This window comes from Veillonella sp. T34266-5 (genome assembly GCF_002959815.1).
Classification (GTDB): domain Bacteria; phylum Bacillota; class Negativicutes; order Veillonellales; family Veillonellaceae; genus Veillonella; species Veillonella atypica.
This window is the reverse complement of record NZ_PPCZ01000026.1, coordinates 1-18,239: the sequence shown is the minus strand read 5'-3', so window position 1 is coordinate 18,239 and position 18,239 is coordinate 1. Positions and strand designations below refer to the sequence as shown.

At 40.1% G+C, this 18,239-nt stretch carries 15 protein-coding genes and 1 pseudogene; 14 read left to right on the top strand and 2 right to left on the bottom strand.

The features are described from left to right. Positions 1-25 precede the first annotated feature (25 nt). The 8 genes from dnaX to VIHSUH07_RS09395 all read left to right on the top strand — a co-directional run bounded on the left by dnaX (position 26) and on the right by VIHSUH07_RS09395 (position 9,375). Complete coding sequence (gene dnaX / locus VIHSUH07_RS09430) at positions 26-2,440, top strand: DNA polymerase III subunit gamma/tau (protein WP_105084746.1); 2,415 nt, start codon at positions 26-28, stop codon at positions 2,438-2,440. A 69-nt stretch (positions 2,441-2,509) separates the two neighbouring features. Continuing rightward, positions 2,510-2,839 (top strand): YbaB/EbfC family nucleoid-associated protein, encoded by a 330-nt coding sequence (locus VIHSUH07_RS09425; protein WP_005377304.1) that lies wholly within the window; start codon positions 2,510-2,512, stop codon positions 2,837-2,839. After that, entirely contained in the window at positions 2,840-3,436 is a 597-nt protein-coding gene (recR, locus tag VIHSUH07_RS09420) for a recombination mediator RecR (RefSeq protein ID WP_005384103.1), read from the top strand. A gap of 1 nt (position 3,437) precedes the next feature. After that, positions 3,438-3,698: a hypothetical protein gene (locus VIHSUH07_RS09415; protein WP_105084745.1), complete on the top strand. Its 261-nt coding sequence runs from the start codon at positions 3,438-3,440 to the stop codon at positions 3,696-3,698. A gap of 17 nt (positions 3,699-3,715) precedes the next feature. Continuing rightward, on the top strand, positions 3,716-6,301 hold the full coding sequence (locus VIHSUH07_RS09410) for a 3'-5' exonuclease (protein WP_105084744.1): 2,586 nt from the start codon (positions 3,716-3,718) through the stop codon (positions 6,299-6,301). Then, entirely contained in the window at positions 6,301-7,308 is a 1,008-nt protein-coding gene (locus tag VIHSUH07_RS09405; protein ID WP_105084743.1) for an RluA family pseudouridine synthase, read from the top strand. Before VIHSUH07_RS09410 ends, VIHSUH07_RS09405 begins: the two co-directional genes overlap by 1 nt. 218 nt (positions 7,309-7,526) lie before the next feature. Then, on the top strand, positions 7,527-8,651 hold the full coding sequence (locus VIHSUH07_RS09400; RefSeq protein ID WP_009660735.1) for a cation diffusion facilitator family transporter: 1,125 nt from the start codon (positions 7,527-7,529) through the stop codon (positions 8,649-8,651). Positions 8,652-8,808: 157 nt separating this feature from the next. Beyond that, positions 8,809-9,375, top strand: a complete 567-nt coding sequence (locus VIHSUH07_RS09395) for an immunity protein YezG family protein (protein WP_105084742.1) — start codon at positions 8,809-8,811, stop codon at positions 9,373-9,375. Between the two features lie 47 nt (positions 9,376-9,422). Here VIHSUH07_RS09395 and VIHSUH07_RS09390 read toward each other — a convergent pair whose 3' ends face one another. After that, a complete protein-coding gene (locus tag VIHSUH07_RS09390) occupies positions 9,423-10,868 on the bottom strand; it encodes an amino acid permease (protein WP_105084741.1) in 1,446 nt (481 codons plus the stop codon). 286 nt (positions 10,869-11,154) lie between these two features. Between VIHSUH07_RS09390 and VIHSUH07_RS09385 the strand changes: the two genes are divergently transcribed. Both VIHSUH07_RS09385 and VIHSUH07_RS09690 read left to right on the top strand, forming a co-directional pair. Continuing rightward, positions 11,155-11,667 (top strand): pyridoxamine 5'-phosphate oxidase family protein, encoded by a 513-nt coding sequence (locus tag VIHSUH07_RS09385; RefSeq protein ID WP_105084740.1) that lies wholly within the window; start codon positions 11,155-11,157, stop codon positions 11,665-11,667. Positions 11,668-12,653: 986 nt separating this feature from the next. Then, positions 12,654-13,500 (top strand): annotated as a pseudogene (locus VIHSUH07_RS09690) (hypothetical protein). A 65-nt stretch (positions 13,501-13,565) separates the two neighbouring features. Here VIHSUH07_RS09690 and VIHSUH07_RS09375 read toward each other — a convergent pair. Beyond that, complete coding sequence (locus VIHSUH07_RS09375) at positions 13,566-14,933, bottom strand: NCS2 family permease (protein ID WP_105084739.1); 1,368 nt, start codon at positions 14,931-14,933, stop codon at positions 13,566-13,568. Between the two features lie 145 nt (positions 14,934-15,078). Between VIHSUH07_RS09375 and VIHSUH07_RS09370 the strand changes: the two genes are divergently transcribed. From VIHSUH07_RS09370 to tnpA, 4 genes are all read left to right on the top strand, one after another. Beyond that, positions 15,079-15,498: an RrF2 family transcriptional regulator gene (locus VIHSUH07_RS09370; RefSeq protein ID WP_105084738.1), complete on the top strand. Its 420-nt coding sequence runs from the start codon at positions 15,079-15,081 to the stop codon at positions 15,496-15,498. A gap of 96 nt (positions 15,499-15,594) precedes the next feature. Beyond that, on the top strand, positions 15,595-16,827 hold the full coding sequence (locus VIHSUH07_RS09365; RefSeq protein ID WP_105084737.1) for an MFS transporter: 1,233 nt from the start codon (positions 15,595-15,597) through the stop codon (positions 16,825-16,827). Between the two features lie 67 nt (positions 16,828-16,894). Further along, positions 16,895-17,689: a type I 3-dehydroquinate dehydratase gene (aroD, locus tag VIHSUH07_RS09360; protein ID WP_105084736.1), complete on the top strand. Its 795-nt coding sequence runs from the start codon at positions 16,895-16,897 to the stop codon at positions 17,687-17,689. Positions 17,690-17,864: 175 nt separating this feature from the next. Beyond that, the coding region (tnpA, locus tag VIHSUH07_RS09355; RefSeq protein ID WP_105084245.1) for an IS200/IS605 family transposase at positions 17,865-18,239 on the top strand (375 nt) is incomplete at its 3' end.

Here is an 18,239-nt window from a genome sequence, read left to right as displayed (position 1 = left end):
TTTACAGGGAAAGGGGGGTGTTCCTATGGCATATATGGCGCTATATCGTAAGTATCGTCCGCAGACGTTTACCGATGTGGTTGGGCAACATCAGGTATCAGATACGTTGATGCGCGCTATTCGCGAGGATAAGGTGGCTCATGCGTATCTATTTGCCGGCCCGCGCGGGACTGGTAAGACGAGTATGGCTAAGATTTTTGCACGTGCCATTAATTGTGAACATGGCCCTACTGACCATCCTTGTAATGAATGTAGCGTATGTAAATCGATTTTGAGTGGTCAGTCTATGGACGTCCTCGAAATTGATGCGGCGTCGAATCGTGGTATCGATGAGATTCGTGCTTTACGTGAAAGCGTAAAGTTTATGCCTGTAGAGGGGCGTAAAAAGGTATTCATCATCGACGAAGCCCATATGCTTACCAATGAAGCGTGGAATGCCCTATTAAAGACGATAGAGGAACCACCAGATCACGTGATGTTCATCTTTGCGACCACTGAGATTGAAAAACTGCCTGTTACCATCGTATCTCGTTGCCAACGATATACATTTAGACGTATCACATCTGATGATATTGCACAGCGGTTACAATATGTTGCGGATAAAGAAGGCTTTGCCTTAGAAGATAATGCAGCACGTCTCATCGCGGTTCATGCGGATGGTGGCTTGCGCGATGCGTTAAGTATTCTCGATCAATGTGTGGGTATGGCCAGTGGCGAGATTACACCGGCCGTTGTAGAGGAACTCATTGGCCTCGTTAGTAAGGACTGGATTATTAAATTCCTATCTGCCTTGCATAATGGAGATGGCCCAGCTGTATTGAAATATATTCAAAATGCACTCAGTGAAGGGCGTGATGGAGCTCAAATCATGGAGGCCCTTACGCAACACTTACGGGCTCTATTGATTGCTAAGGTCGCTCCTGATGCGGAGGAATTAAAGGTATATGATTCGTTCCGCACTGAATTCTTAGAACAAGCAAAAGACATTGAGTTTGGTACCATCAATCAATATATTAAACAGTTACAATCCATCATGAGCGATGCGAAACAGGTAGATAATCCACGCACGGTTATTGAAATGGGCCTATTGGTTTTATGTGCAGGCGTATCCAAGGCTCATGACGATGTGGAGGACCGTTTGGCTGCATTAGAACAGTCTGAACGCGAGTCACGTGAAGGCGTACTCAATCGGCTGGCCAAATTGGAACAACAAGGTCCACCGATGGCGGCGCCATCTATTAATTTTGTGGCTACACCTAATGCATCAAGATCAAATGTGGTAGATGATGATTTCATTCCACCGCCTATGGAGGAATACGAATCTGTTACGATTCATGAGGTGCCAACAAATTATAAGCCTTCACCTATTGTAGCGGAATCGAAACCTAGCGGTAGTAATCAAACGGCTACTATAGGTTTGACGCCGCCACCTATGCATGGTGTTGGTATGACACCACCACCGATGAAGACTTCTGGTGAAATACCACCTAAGACCGGCACATCTCGAACGACGAGACATACGGGCCGTCAGAAGAATACAGGTATTAGCCAAGTCGCTGTTATCGGTGAAACCATGGTGGACTCAGGGGAATATAGAACCATTCAGACTACTGTGATAAAATATCTAAAGGACAGCGATAAGGGATTAGCATATAATATTATTGGTCAAGGCCAAGTTATTTATGTAGATCGTGAAAAAGCAGTAGTAGCTTTTAAAAAGGGAATATCCCTTACCTTGGCTACTAATGAAGCAAATCGCAAGGAAATTGCATTAGCGTTCCAATATGCGTTGGGCTATTCCGTGTCTTTAGAGATTGTCGATATAGAGACAGATGTCTATAAAGAATATATGATGGCTAGCGGAGCGCGGTCCAATCGAGCTGTACAGCCTAAGAGGTCACAGCCTACACCGGTTGTTGAGGCCCCGCCACCACCGGTAGAAACAGACTTACTTGATAATGGTGAAACAATATCCTCTACGCCTATAGCGAATCAGGATACTGAAGAGAAGTCTGGAGCTACTATACAATCTGAAACCCAAGATGTATCTGGTGGTGTAAAACCGCCAGAGTCTATAAGCTCCGAAGCTCGCAATAATGCTAGAGAGGCTGCGTTAGCTGCTCTTAAAGCAAGAGGTATAAAACCACCGAGCAGTAAGGGAGATGAGGATTCATCTGCTAAGAAAAAGACGGCTCATGATGACGGTGGTATACCCGTTATGAGTTTAGACGGAACACAGGTAATGACCGATGATGGTGAAGTTATCAATCGGCCTATGGATAGCGGTGCCACCGTGGAGGTAGAAGCCGTCCCAAAGCGTGAATACCAGTGGGACCCTGAACACATGGGCGTTGAAGAACAACAAAACCCACTGTTGGCTAAAACATTAGAGAAACTTTCAGAAGATCATGACATTTATGTAGAGGTCATAGAAGAGTAAATTGCAATTTTCAGTATATAGTTAATTTATTTTGCAAGGACTTTCACAGTCCTATAAGGAGGAAATACAATGTTCGGTAAAGGTATGGGCAATATGGCAGGCATGATGAAAAAAGTTCAAAAAATGCAAGCTGACATGAAAAAAATGCAAGAAGAGTTAAAAACTCGTACAGTAGAAGCATCCGTAGGTGGCGGTGCTGTTACCGTTGTTATGAATGGCGAAAAGATGATTGAATCTTTGAAGTTGAATCCGTCCGCAGTTGATCCTGAAGATGTGGAAATGCTTGAAGACTTGGTAATGGCTGCTGTTAATGAAGCAAGCAAAAAAGTAGATGACCTATTGTCTCAAGAAATGGGCAAGGTAACAGGTGGTCTTAACTTGCCAACAGGTTTATTCTAAATGACAAACGCATTAGAACGGCTCGTAGAACAGTTGCGTAGATTGCCAGGCATTGGATCAAAATCTGCCCGTCGCTTGGCATACCATCTTGTGGAAATGCCTCAAGAAGAGGTGGACCGATTGGTCAATACCATTGTTGAAGCCAAAGGGGCAACCCGCCATTGTTCTATCTGTTTTAATCTATCTGCGCAGGACCCTTGTGAATTTTGCTCGAATCCTAATCGGGATCAAACCACGATTATGGTGGTTGAAACGTCTCGTGATGTGATTGCCATTGAACGCAGCGGTGATTACAAGGGGCTCTACCATGTCTTAGAGGGGGCGTTGTCACCTTTAGAGGGTATCGGTGCTGAAGATATTCGCGTTAAAGAGCTGATTGCTCGTTTGCGTGATGGTGTCGTACAAGAGGTTATTCTCGCAACGGACCCTGATGTAGAAGGGGAGGCGACGGCCTTATATTTGGCACGTCTACTAGCGCCGACTGGCATCAAGGTAACGCGTATTGCCCGCGGTGTTCCTGTAGGTGGAGATATCGAATATGCCGATGAATTGACCTTGGGCGGTGCCGTTGTAAATCGCCAGGAGATGAAAGGATAATATGAACGTATTACTCGCGCCATTATTGGCAGCGCCTATGACTGAAGCGATTATATCTGTATTTGTCATAGTTATTGCATTGAAATTGGCTTTTTTCACCATTAAAAAGGTAGCCATCAATGTTGCACTAGGCATTGTGACATACATGGTATGTATCTATGTGTTACATATACCAATGGATATTGGCTTTGGTGTGTGGGCTTTGACCGTACTATTTGGACCTATTCCGATGGTACTGGCCGCTCTATACTACGGCTTATAAAATAAGGAGAGGATATCATGGTTATCAATAGCGAACAACAACGCGTCATCGATGAACTAGATAGAAATATCCTCTTGTTGGCGTCCGCTGGGACGGGAAAAACGAATACACTGGCTTATCGAGTGGCTCACATTATTGAAAGTGGCCGCTGCGAGGCTCATCAGATTTTGTGCATGACCTTTACCAATAAGGCGGCACAAGAGATGAAGTCGCGCATCGAATCCCTCGTTGGCCAACCTGCAAAGGCTGTGGAGATTAGTACGTTCCACAGCTTTTGTTTTTACGTTCTTCAACAAGAGGGCAAGCGAGATGAGTCGCTCTATACAGATGTGACTATATTTGATGAAGAGGATTGTAAAGAACTATATTTGCCATATAAACCGAGAAACATGCGGGATATGAACTTTGCTAGCCTTATAAGCATGGTAAAGGAATATCGTTCTGTGTATGAATTCTATTCTGAATCGTTGCTAGATGATTACAAACGAACGATACAACGTTTAGAGCAGGAGCAATCTAAGCAAATAGAGAAATTATTTTACAATTACAATACTCTTGCTACTGAGGATTTGTCGGACTTTTGGGCTCATGGTCATGAATGGATTGCTCGTTATGATGAAAGTCTACAATCCGTTCACGGCGTTGATTTTACTGATTTAATCTGTGGTGTGCATCGACTATTTCAAAATCCAGATATTCGAGAACGGTGGCGCAGTCGTTATCAGTATATTTCCGTTGATGAAATGCAAGATACGGGCTCATTAGAATATAAGGTTATGGAAATGCTATGGGAAGGCAATCATATTCTTTTATGTGGCGACTATTTCCAAACTATCTACGAATGGCGCGGCTCAGATCCGTTCCGTTTATTAGAGGCATTTACCCGTGATTTTAATCCTCTAAAAATCATATTCTATAAAAACTATCGCTCTAATCGCACTTTGTTTACAATGGCTTTCAAAACATTGCAGAACATGTTTCCTCAACTCGTTGGAACTGTGTACGATGAAATGCCAGAGGCCAACAGTGCTAGTGATGGGGCCCCTATCCTTGTGAAAGGTTGTCGCAATGAATATACGGAATCAAAATTTATTTATGACCGTATTTGCGCGCTTCCAAAGGATGCATCTATCGGTGTGTTGGTTCGTGATAATCGCAAGGCACAGCGTTTAAGTGAACAGTTTGAACGATATAATCAAGAGAAACCAGAATCTGAACGTCGTCCGTTTATGATTATTGATGAATATAAGTTCTTCCGACGTCAGGAAATCAAGGATATCATGGCTTACTTTAAGCTCTTGATGAATCCTAATGATGCGGTCAGTGCGAAACGCATTATTAAACGCTATGTATCGGGCATTGGCGACGCGCGTATTCGCGATATTGAAAGTCCAAAAAATCGTAGTGTAGGGCTAAAATTGACGGATTTTATGGATATGCCCATTTTTGAAGCTGAGCCATATGCCAAATTGGTAGCTGGTCTTGAGGTGGGTGAAGTGGTGGTATACGATGTAGAAAGCACTGGTACGGATACGACACAAGATAGAATTATACAAATTGCGGCGATGCGCATTGATAAAGATGGCAATGAAATAGAACGGTTTGAACGTTTTATCAATCCTGGTAAATCGGTGGGCACATCCCAACTTGTTCATGGCTTTTCAGATGAATATTTAGCAGAGCATGGTGAAAGTCCAAAGGTCGTATTGGAGGCTTTCAAAGAATTTTCTAACAATCGTATCATTGTAGGTCATAATGTAAATTATGACATTAGCATTTTGAGCCATGAATTAGCGCGCCATAATTTAGGCGAGCCTCAATTTAAGGCCGTATATGATACATTAGATATCTTTAGACGGTTCTATCCAACACTGGAAAATCATAAGTTAGGATTTTTATCAAAATATTTTCCTATTAATCATACGCCTACCCATAATGCGATGGATGATATTATCGCTACGGGCCAATTATTAATCTACGCAGTCTGTGAAAATATTGTGCCCTCAACGACAGATCGCATGGTAGCCATTAATCAATATAAGGCGGCTTTCACAACGATTGCATCTCAAATGGCAACCTTGCGCAGAAAGATGCATACCGATAATCCTACGGAATTATTGGCCTATATTATGAATCAAATGGGCGTACTAGACTATTATAAGAGTCATGGCGAAATGGCTAAGGTTGAACATATACGAGATTTGTATCGTATTATGGAATCATTAGATAAGGAATATGAAGGTACAACGGGATTAGCTCGTCTCAATCATATTTTGCAATTAGCTGCCTTGACGGCTGGTGAGCCACAACAGATGAGTAAACAATCTAAGATACCGATTATTACGGTTCATCAAGCAAAGGGTAGTGAGTTTGACCATGTATTTTTGGCGGGTATGAATCAAGGGACATTCCCTAGTTTTATGTCCTTACGCGAGGGCAATGAGGATGAAGAAAAACGCTTGTTCTATGTGGCCATTACGCGACCAAAACAGGAGCTAGTTATTACCTATACCAATGAATCACAACGGGGCCAAGGCACAGCGCCAAGTGCATTCCTTGATTATATGCCAAGGGATGTAAAACTCGTAGAAAGGAGTGTGTAATGGCACGAAAAACGCATAGACCAGATGATATTATTTGGCCAGTTACTACCCAGGATATAGAATCCATACAACATGCAACTACAGATGCTATAACATTAGGGCAACTGTTAGATACTAAATATCCAAGAAAAGCGATGGTAAAGTTATTTGATGAGAAATTAATCCATGTAAATGGTCATAAAGCAACACCTCATACAGAGGTTGCTGTAGATGATGTAATTTGGATAGCTATGGCCAAAGAGAAGATTGATTATGAGCCAATTGCAATGGATTTACATATTCTCTATGAAGATGACGATTTGCTCATTGTGGATAAGCCTGCCGGTGTTACGGTCAATTCAAAGGATCAAGTATCACTTGCTAATGGCATTGCCCATTATTTTATGGAACATGGTATTAAGCGAAAAGTACGTTTTTTGAACCGTCTTGACCGCGATACAACAGGCTGTATTGTAATTGCCAAAAGCGGTCTAGCCCAAAGTTTATATCAACAGCAAATGGATGATAATACCTTTGAGAAATGGTACATGGCAATCGTTGAAGGCCTTGTCGAATCAGATTCGGATTCGTTGGTGCTTTCTATGGATAGAAGTATTGATAGTATTCATTACGAAGTAAATTCTAAGGGGAAAGAAACACGGACTGATTTTACCGTTTTACACCGATATCCGAATGGGGTTGTGGATAACTCTGTGCATAACCTACAAAATATTGTGGATATATCCCATGAAAATGTGGACAGCACAGTGAATACTGTGGATAAACAGGGTGAAAATGTGGATAATTCTGTGCATAACTTAGGAAATCAGCCTTGTACAGCAGTGGCAGTTCGCTTATATACAGGTAAAACACATCAAATCCGAGTGGCTTTTAGTCATATAGGTCATCCTTTGTTAGGGGATACATTGTATGGGGCGAAATCTACGGGCGAACCATTTGCACTACGTGCAATAAAGGTTATTTTTACACATATGCGTTCTGGAGACCGTATAACCGTTCAAGCTTAACTAGAATGGGCATTCAGTAGTAGAATGAGTTCTTAACTATATAAAAGTTCATAATTGAGAAATGAGAATGACTGATAAGTTCAGTAAAATCAATGGATTTCGTGAAAAAATATCGAAAATTATAGTGACAAATGATAATCCATAAGCTATAATACAAATAAACGTACACATATAAATTATTTAATATTGTACATATAGTATGTAAGAGGTGTAATAGAATGATTTTACAAGAAAATAGTGCTGAACGTAATCGGGGTATTACGCTCGCCAGTATCAAGGGCATTATAGGTAATGTGGTGCTTGTCATTTTTAAAATGATAATAGGATTGGCATCGAATTCCATCGCCATAATCCTTGATGCGGTAAATAACTTAACAGACGTTCTTTCTTCGGTGTTGACAATTGCCGGTACAAAACTGGCCGCAAAAGGAGCCGATAAGGAACATCCATTTGGACATGGCCGTATAGAATATATGACTACCATGGCTATTGCTTTCATCATTCTCGGTGCAGGCATTGGATCCCTTAAGGAATCGATAGATAAAATTCTTCATCCAGAGGTATCCACATTTGATATTCCAAGCCTTGCCATCATCGCTGTTGCCATCGTTGTAAAGGTTGTGATGGGGCGATACATTAAGTCTCAAGGTGAGAAATATAAATCTGATGCCCTTGTAGCGTCTGGTATTGATGCTCTTTTTGATGCGGTGATTACCTTTGCTACATTGGTGTCTGCAGGCCTCGTATATTTCTTCAATGTAGATATTCAAGGCTATGTAGGGGCTTTAATTTCCCTCTTAATTTTGAAAGCAGCCTATGAGATCTTACGGGATATGTATAATCATTTGCTTGGTGTTCGGGCCGATGATGATCTTATTCGAAACATCAAAGAAACTATCGCGCAACATCCAAATGTAGGCGGTGTATATGACCTAGTGCTAAATAGCTATGGACCAGGTGAAGTGATTGGTTCTGTTCATATTTCGTTGCCAGATACGATGACAGTGGGTGAGGTCCATCCGTTAACTAAAGGAATCGCAGTTCATCTTTATAAAAAGTTTGGCATTAATATGACTGTCGGCGTATACGCAGAAAATCAACCAAGCGTAGAAGTTCTTGAAATCAAAAAAGCGCTTGATCAAGTTATCAGTTTGTATACTAATGTAGTCCAACTCCATGCCTTCTACGTACGAGAAGATAAAAAGATTATCTATTATGATATTATTTTTAACTTTGATGAAGAAGATCCACATGGTACATTAGAAAAGATTAAGGCGGAACTTCATAACCGTTATCCAGATTATACACAATTTGCTATTGTGGATACGGATTTTAGTAATTAGTTTTATATAAAGAATAACCGATATGTATCCTTGTATGAGGAACATATCGGTTATTTTTATGGGGCTGGATCGTCACTTGATAAATGCGTTATTTATGCCTATAATAAATTGTATAAAATATAGTTAGTCATATATTATATATAGTATGGAGAGAACTATGAATAAATTGGTATTATCCACATTAGCAGTTATGACTGCAGTTAGTATCTGTGGCGTGCAACCTGTAGATGCTAAATCAGTTAAACCAGATCCAACCATGACTATGTTGCACATGCCGAAGAATGATGAAATCTCGGTAGGTAATGGTACTACAAAAGAAATCAATAAACAAACACAATCATTAGTGAATAATGTGGCCGTATCTACTAGATCAATGATTAAAAAGAATTGGAAAACCATCTATATTAAGGCTATACCATCTGACAATACAGTTCGTTTCTACTATACGGATATGATGGGCCAAGTTTATAGTGGTCAAACTATTAAAAATACTGGTTTATCTAAGGGTAAATATAGCGCAGGAGCATTACGTCAGTCTCAAGCGCTACGGGATTTGTATATGTATCTACAACAAACGAATCAAGAAATCCCTAGTTCTATAGATATTATCGTTACCAGTCAAGGCCGTCGGATTCGAACCATTATGAATTACGATGAAAATATAGGTGATAGTTCAATTTATCAACAAAATTATGAACAAATTAATTTCCCAAATTTGAAATAGTTTGGATATAGTGAAAGCCCCTACCTCGGTGAGGTAGGGGCTTTGTGTTAAATTACATAATCATCGTGATCATCTGTTGTTTGTTTTTTGTGTTGTTTTTTAGCACCTGCTAAGTCTAATAGTTCTTCTTCAAGTGTATCTTCGTCCCCTGTATTAAGCATGGAGTAGAAGGCCCACAAGATAATGAACCAAACTGGTGTGAAGAATAAGGCAACTCTTGTGTCATCATTCAAGGCCAAGATAATGAGGATGAACGCAAAGAACGCAAGAATTAAATAGTTTATCACTGGATATAGAGGCATTTTAAATGTAGATTTTGCCGCTAATTCAGAATTTTTTTTGCGATATTTTAAATGGCAAATAACCATGATAGCCCAGATGAAAATGAAGCAGAATGTAGAGATAGATGTAATCATAACGAAGACTGCTTCTGGCATGACATAGTTAAGTACAACTGTAATAAGTAGTACGGCAGCAGAGAAAATAGTCGCTTGGTATGGCACGCTGCTGTGTGTTAAGCGGCGCATTGATTTAGGTGCATGACCGCGTTTAGCAAGGGCATAAATCATACGACCTGTACTAAAAATACCAGAGTTTGTGGCGGATGCGGCAGAGGTAAGCACAACAAAGTTGACGATACCTGCTGCGGCCGTAATACCAACGGCTGTAAATACGGCTACAAATGGGCTGGCTGCAGGGTTAACGGCTGTCCATGGGTAAATACTCATGATGATGGCCAAGGAACCAATGTAGAATAAAATAATACGCAATGGAATATTATTGATGGCCATTGGAATAACCTTTTCAGGGTTTTCAGTTTCACCTGCGGTCAACCCTACAAGTTCAATGCCTGTGAACGCAAATACGACCATTTGGAAGGATAGAATAAAGCCCATTGTTCCATTCGGAAACCATCCGCCGTAATTCCATAAATTACTAAAGGCCGCCGCTACACCCGCATCGGTACTAAACCCAGAGAAAATCATGATTAAGCCGATGATGATAAGGGACACAATGGCAATGACCTTAATCATGGCAAACCAAAATTCCATTTCCCCAAAGTGCTTTACAGCTGTTAAATTCATAAGCAACAAGGCTATTAAGACGACGAGGGCTGGTACCCATTGGGGAAGCCATGGTATCCAGTATTGCATATACAGTCCGACGGCCGTTAAATCGGCCATGGCTAGTGATAGCCAACAGAACCAATATGTCCATCCTGTGATGAACGCAGCGCGATCACCTAGATAATCTTCTACAAAATCGATAAAGGAATGATGATTAAGATTAGATAATAATAATTCCCCTAACGCTCTCATTACAAAGAAACAAATAAGACCAGTTATGAGATAAGCAAAAAGAATGGATGGACCTGCCAAATGGATGGCCCGACCGGAACCTAAGAATAACCCTGTACCAATGGCACCGCCGATGGCGAGCAATTGTACGTGACGATTCTTAAGGCCCCGTTCTAACTGATTCGTATCAGACATAGTAAAGACCTCTTTTCTACAAACTACCTATAAATACAAAAAGCCATGGATGACCATAACTTTCATAATCTATAGAATATATAAAACTATTTTCTTATCATACAGTATCTATTATAAAAAGTCAAATGTATTTTTACAGTAGACATATCGTGCAAATAGTATTATTAATATACGAATAAAAGAAAGAGTATTCATACTTTTAAAAGCATACTATGAGTTAAAAGGTTTTCAAAATTTGCTATAATAACTGATAGATTATCTTTTACGTAAAATCGTGGAGGTCATTATGAGACGGCAAGACCGAAGAGTTACAGATATAGAAGAAATTAAGAGCATTTTAAACAGCACTCGCATCATTCATCTAGGCATGATGGATGGTGATTACCCTTATGTAGTGGCCCTACATTTTGGTTTTGAATTTATTGATAACGCGCTTTATATCTATGTTCATGGGCATCATGAGGGAAAGAAGTTTGACTTGATTAAAGCAAATCCTCATGTATTTATCGAAATTGATGGCAGTGATGAGGCCCTTGTTTCCGGTGGAGATATTCCTTGTGCATATAGTTCAGTTTATTCCAGTGTGATGGGCCAAGGAGAGGCTACTTATTTAGAGAATATTGATGAAAAGGCTCATGGTCTACAAGTGTTGATGAACCATCAAACAAATCGGGAATTTACTTTTACCGAAGCTATGGTAAACTCTGTAGGTGTAGTTCAAATTAAAGTGTTAAACTATACCGCAAAGAGACGAAGACAACTTGAGGAAGATATTATTATGCCTCCCTTAACTAAATAATGATTCGACATCCTATTGAAGTCTATTATGATATAGAGCTTACTAGGATGTTTTTTTATCGAACTCGTAAGTCTTAGAGACATTGTTGACCTATTAATATGCATTCAAAAATGGAAAGATAAAAGTTTTATGAAGTAGCTAGGGATACAGAATCGATTTCGTGATTTTGATATAAATAAGAAAATATATCATTATATGTGAGAACTATATTATAAATTTTTATAATAGGAGGGAATATGAAGAAAACGATAGGTAAGTCAATTTTGGTGGCCATAGCTATGGGACTTCTATCTACAAGCTATGTATTAGCAGATACTCTTGATCAGTCTGTGACTACTAATAATTCTGAGGCCGCATCTAATTCTAAAAATATTGCACCAAACGTGGATAATATTTCTGCCATTATTCAAAAACCAAGAGCGCAATTAGTAGGCTGGCCTTTGATGACGCAAGACAGTGCTCGTAACTTTAAGGGTATTGTAGAGGTTACTGAGAAACTACCGTATGAGGCTGAGGCACCTAGTTATATTCCTTTTGGATATCAGTTGTATACCGCGCGTATTGATCGAAATGATGTACTAGAGGTTGTATATCACAAAAAAGGCGGATCTATCTATCAAGATGGGAAAAAATTTATTACTAATGTTATGGCCTATCGAATGGGCTATTCCGTGGATACCGTAAGAGATACTGCGTATATTCCTGCTGAGTATAAAGATTTTGAGTGGTCTGAACAAGGTGAATCTGGCGAAGTCTTTTATACTGGTGATCCAGCAGCACAACTAATCCGTAGCATTACGTGGACAAAGGACGGTATGGCATACTCCTTATTGTTCTTAGAACCTGTGAAAGCAGTTGATGCTGAATTCTATAAGGAACATATCGTGCCTGTTAAAAGTATAGATAGCTCACGCTATGAACTATTAGGAAACTATCCGATTACGAAGACTTCTACTAAAACAATTGATGAATATAATAAAGAACTTATGGAACGTTATCTCTGGTATGATCAACTTGATAATGGTGATATAGTACATCATAATGTTGACGCAAGTACAAATGATTTTGGCTATGATTTACAAATTCCATCTTATATGCCTAAAGACTATGCAGTACGCGATGTAAAGGCCAAGGACCATGATGTATTAGAAATCGTTTATACAGAAACGGGCCGTAATGGAGAATATGGTCCAAAATTAACCTTCTCTAATACAGATATTGTATATCGCATGGGGTGGGCTATTGATACCGTAGTAAAGCCTATATTGGAAAAGACAAAATACAATGCTAAGGATGCAGTTAGCTTTACTACCCCTAATGGAATCTCTGTACATACATTAAGTTCTAGTAAAGACGCTATTCAAATTGCTTATTGGGAAAAAGATAATAAAGTGTATATGCTCTACTTTGCTTCTTTAAGAACCCAAGACTATGTAAGTAAAATTGTAGATTCAGTAGGGTCATTAAGTAACGTGGCTTCTGATGATACTCGATTACGTGGTGACCGCAATGATAAGCAACATGTTGAAGAAAACGATGCGAAAAACGTTAAACAAAATGATGAGCCTGATTGGCCTCATTATGAAACAATCGGATTGCCATGGCGTACAGTGAACTGACGCTACCCCAACTGGTGATGTGCACTATACCGGTGATGTAGATAAGGACTTAGTACGCAGTGTTACGTGGTACAAGGATAATATGGCGTATTTCTTGTTCTTCCAAGTGCCTGTGAAAGCATCTGAAGCAGAGTTTTATAAAGATCATGTTGTGCCGTTAAAAAATATCGATTTTAGTCGTACAGATTTAATCGGTCTAAAAACGATTCGTTAATAAAAAAGAACCTATCCCTAAAGATATTAGTAAAATATCTAGGAGATAGATTCTTTATGTATTAATTAGAAGAATACGTAGCGGATGATTACAAGTACCGCTAATACGTACATAATCCAGTTAACTTCTCTTGCACGACCTGCAATGATTTTGAGTAGAGGGTATGCAATAAGACCTGCAGAGATACCGTTTGCAATGCTGTATGTGAACGGCATCAAAACGATAACGAGGAATGCAGGGAAGCCTTCTGTCCAATCGTCGAAGTCGATATTGCGGATAGCACCTAACATGAGGGCACCAACGATGATAAGAACAGGAGATGTGGCTGCATTTGGCACCAAGGATACCAATGGAGCTAAGAACAAGCAGATTAGGAATAACACGCCTGTTGTAACAGCTGTTAAGCCTGTACGGCCACCAGCACCTACACCTGCTGCACTTTCAACAAAGGCAGTAATCGTAGATGTACCGAGCAATGCACCCGCACTAACACCGATAGCATCAACAGTCATCGCTTTGCCAAGGCCTGGAAATTTACCAGTCTTAGGATCCGCAATTTTTGCCTCTGTAGCAGTACCAATCAAAGTCCCCATAGAGTCGAATAATTCAACGAAGGTGAAGGAGAAGATGATGGTAATTAGGCCCATATGAAAAGCACTAGGAATATCTAATTGAAGGAATGCTGCCTTAGAGAAATCAGGCACTGCTAATATAGTGAAGTTCTCAGGCATTGTAGATAAGCCTGTTATATAGGATACAATTGTTGTGACTAGCACACCAATCAAGAGAGACCCTTGAATCTTACGAGCCATCAATAGAGCTGTAAAGATGAGGCTGAATAGTGCCAACAATGTTTCGCCACTGTGTAAGTTACCTAGTGTTAACAATGCTTCAGATGCTGGAGGTACTAAATTCCCATGTGTTTGTACAACTTGGCCTAAGGAGTTAGGAGACAAACTGATGGAAATCGCCATCAAACCGGATAGTTTTAAACCGATGATAGAGATAAAGAGCCCAATACCAACGGTGATAGCGACTTTCATAGAAGCCGGTATACCTACAACAATCATTTGTCGTATTGACGTCAGCGTTAAAACGAGGAATACGAGGCCGGAAATGAATACCGCACCTAGTGCCGTTTGCCATGATACGCCCATGCCGAGAACTACGGTAAAGGAATAAAAGGCTAAGAGGCCAACTCCTGGAGCGAGGGCTATTGGATAGTTAACAAATAAACCCATAGCAATCGTTACGAGGCCACCACCTAAAGCTGTAGCGATGAGGACGGCATCCTTATCCATGCCAGCAAGACTCAAGATGTTTGGCGCCAAAAATAGGATGTACGCCATCGTGATAAACGTGGTAATACCTGCTAAAATTTCGGTTTTAACGGAAGTACCTCGTTCATTGAGTTTAAATAGTTTATCTAACATTAGATAAATCCTCCCTGTATGAAATTATAAATCATATCAAATAAAAATATTTCGATATACCTATAGTGTATCATATTTCCCACCATTTTTTGTATGAATTTATGTTATACTATACATATATTGTGAATGACTTAGAGGTTAACTTATGAAAATATCTACAAAAGGGCGGTATGCCTTGCGAATCCTAGCGGATATTGCAGAACACGGAATGGAAAAAAATGTACCAATCCGTGAAATCGCAGAACGCCAAGGGTTTTCAGATAAATACTTAGAAGGAATTGTATCCCGTTTATCCGCTGCGGGCCTCGTAAAAAGTGGGCGTGGTAAATACGGTGGATATCGCTTGGTCAAAGATCCTGCTGAATATAATGTATATGAAATTTTATATGCTGCAGAGGACTCTATTGCTCTCGTATCCTGTTTAGAGGATGACGTAGAACCATGTCCTATGTTTAATGATTGTTTGACTGCTCCACTATGGCAGTATTTACAAGATGAGTTCCGCCATGTTATGGAGCGCGTTTCATTGCAAGATGTAATGGACCACAAGTTTCCCGTGGAATAATTGATAGAGTCGCGTTTTATATGCGGCTCTTCTTTATATATATTTATTGTAAAAGCATATGTTTATACACGTTTATATGTGGAAAGAAGGCGAAAGATGGATACAATCGCAGACGATACTCGTGGTGGCATGCGAAATGTATGGATTATTACAGCTGCCATGACTGTATTAGCTATATGCTACACCATGATTATTCCTTTTTTGCCTATATATCTTTTGGAATTAGGTGTTCCAAAAGCCGATGTAGCCCTTTGGTCGGGTCTTGTCTTTGGGATTACATTCCTCATTGCGGGCATTATGGCTCCGATTTTGGGGAAAATCGCCGATAATAAAGGAAAAAAACGGATGGCCTTGCGCGCTGGCTTTGGCATTGCTGTCTGTTATGTACTAATTGGTTTAGTTACAGACCAATATCAACTACTCATGGGGCGTGCGCTCGTTGGATTTGCCAATGGGTTCTATCCCGCGGCAATGACTATGGTATCCCTCAGTGTCGATGAGAAACAGGTTGGTCGAGCTTTAGGTATCTTCCAGACGGGGCTTATCTTGGGGAATGTCATCGGTCCATTTTTAGGTGGTGCTGTTGAAAGTGTAGTAGGGATGCGTCCTGTATTTTATGTATCTGGTGTGGCGGTACTTATTGCGACATTGGCTGTATTGTTCTTTGTGAAAGAACCAAAATTACATGCTATAGGTGGCGATGGAAAAGAACAGCTGGCACAACCTACTAAATCTACATCCTTACGTGAAGACTTTAAAGCCGTACAACAACAGCCTGTATTAGTACGATTACTTTGGATTTTCTTCTTCATGCAATGTGTCATCATGATGCTACAGCCTATCTTGGCCCTTTATGTGGGGAATATGCAAGGCACCATGGAAGGGGCTGCCATTATTTCTGGTACTATCTTAAGTATCGGTGGTTTAGCAGGATCCTTAACGACTAATCTATGGGTTCGCCTTGGTGAACGTCGTGGTTATTTTAAGACCATTTCCTACTGTATGATGGGTAGTGGTATCGTTCTATTGCTGCAAAGCTTACCAGTGGGTATATGGTGGTTTGGTGTTTTACAGGTTCTAATTGGTTCATGCATTGTAGGGATTAACCCATCATTGAGTGCAGCGGTAACCCTTAATACAGATCCAAGCTTTAGAGGTCGTATGTTTGGTATGACGACGACTGCTCAACAATTTGGTTCTATGGTAGGCCCTGTATTTGCTAGTATTGTATCAACCTATGTGGGCATATCCTACGTATTTAGTATTACTGGATTGTTATTGTTGTATATGGGCTTTCAGTCTCGAAAATTATCTAAAAAACATGAATAGCACTATGATGAGTCATAGATAGTATTAAGGGAATCATTTGTTTCGTATGAGATGCAAAGGAGTTGTTATGGTCCGTATCGGTCAAACTGTACTTGGAGAAAAGGGTACAAAGATATGCGTGCCTATTGTGGGCACAACGATGAAAGAAATTCTAGATGCTACTGCGGTGGCATGCAATACACCTTGTGATGTGGTGGAGCTACGCATTGATTATTACGAACGAGCTCATTCCATTGATGCTATTATTGAACTGTTGATGCTCATGAAACCCCAGTTAAAAGGTCGTGCATTGCTCTTTACATGGCGCACGAAGGGGGAGGGGGGCGAGAAATCTATTTCCTCACAAGATTACTTTACAATGTTAGAACGCCTTATCCCAACGGGCTTGGTAGATGCTATTGATATTGAGTTATTCTTTGATCAAGAGAGAATGCTTAAAACCATAGAGTTTGCTAAGGTTCATGGTGTAACGATCGTCATGAGTAATCATGATTTTAATGGTACACCAAGTAGAGACGTCATTGTAAATCGACTCATTCAGATGAAAGGATTTTTAGCGGATGTGCCAAAGATAGCCGTTATGCCTCATACAACAGGCGATGTTCTTACACTACTAGAGGCAACGGCTGAAGTGAAAGCCTTATATCCATCAGACCCAATCATTACGATGGCTATGGGCCCATTAGGCGCTATTACACGCGCTTCAGGAGCTTTATTTGGCAACGCTATGACCTTTGCTTCAGCGGGCAAAGCATCGGCACCAGGCCAAATCGATGTACATGAACTAAAGCGCATCTTAGATACCCTTGATGTAGATGGTATATTTGATGAACAACAACATAAACGCATAAAAGTACATTAAAAAAGTCGGCGAGAGCCGACTTTTTTATATAGTTGTGCGCCGAATAGGCATGACTAAACCCCCAGTTAAACTGGGGGTCGGTAAAAAATTCTTAGAGAAAAGGAAAGAACCTCCTAGTGGTAAAATAAAGTTGGTCTGGCAACCACAACATTTCAACATAGGAGGTTCAATGTCAATGAATGACGTAAAAAGCTTATCACATAGTAAATGGAGATGTAAATATCATATTGTTTTTGCACCAAAGTATAGAAGACAAATAATTTATGGTCGGATAAAAGCTGATGTAGGTAAAATTTTAAGAGATTTATGTAATAGAAAAAATGTAGAGATTATAGAGGCAGAATGCTGTCCGGATCATATTCATATGCTAGTAACTATTCCACCACATTTAAGTGTATCAAGTTTTATGGGATATTTAAAAAGCAAAAGTAGCCTCATGATATTCGATAAACACGCAAATTTAAAATATAAGTATGGAAATAGACATTTCTGGTGTAGAGGATATTATGTGGATACGGTAGGACGATATGAAGGAGCGATAAAAGAGTAT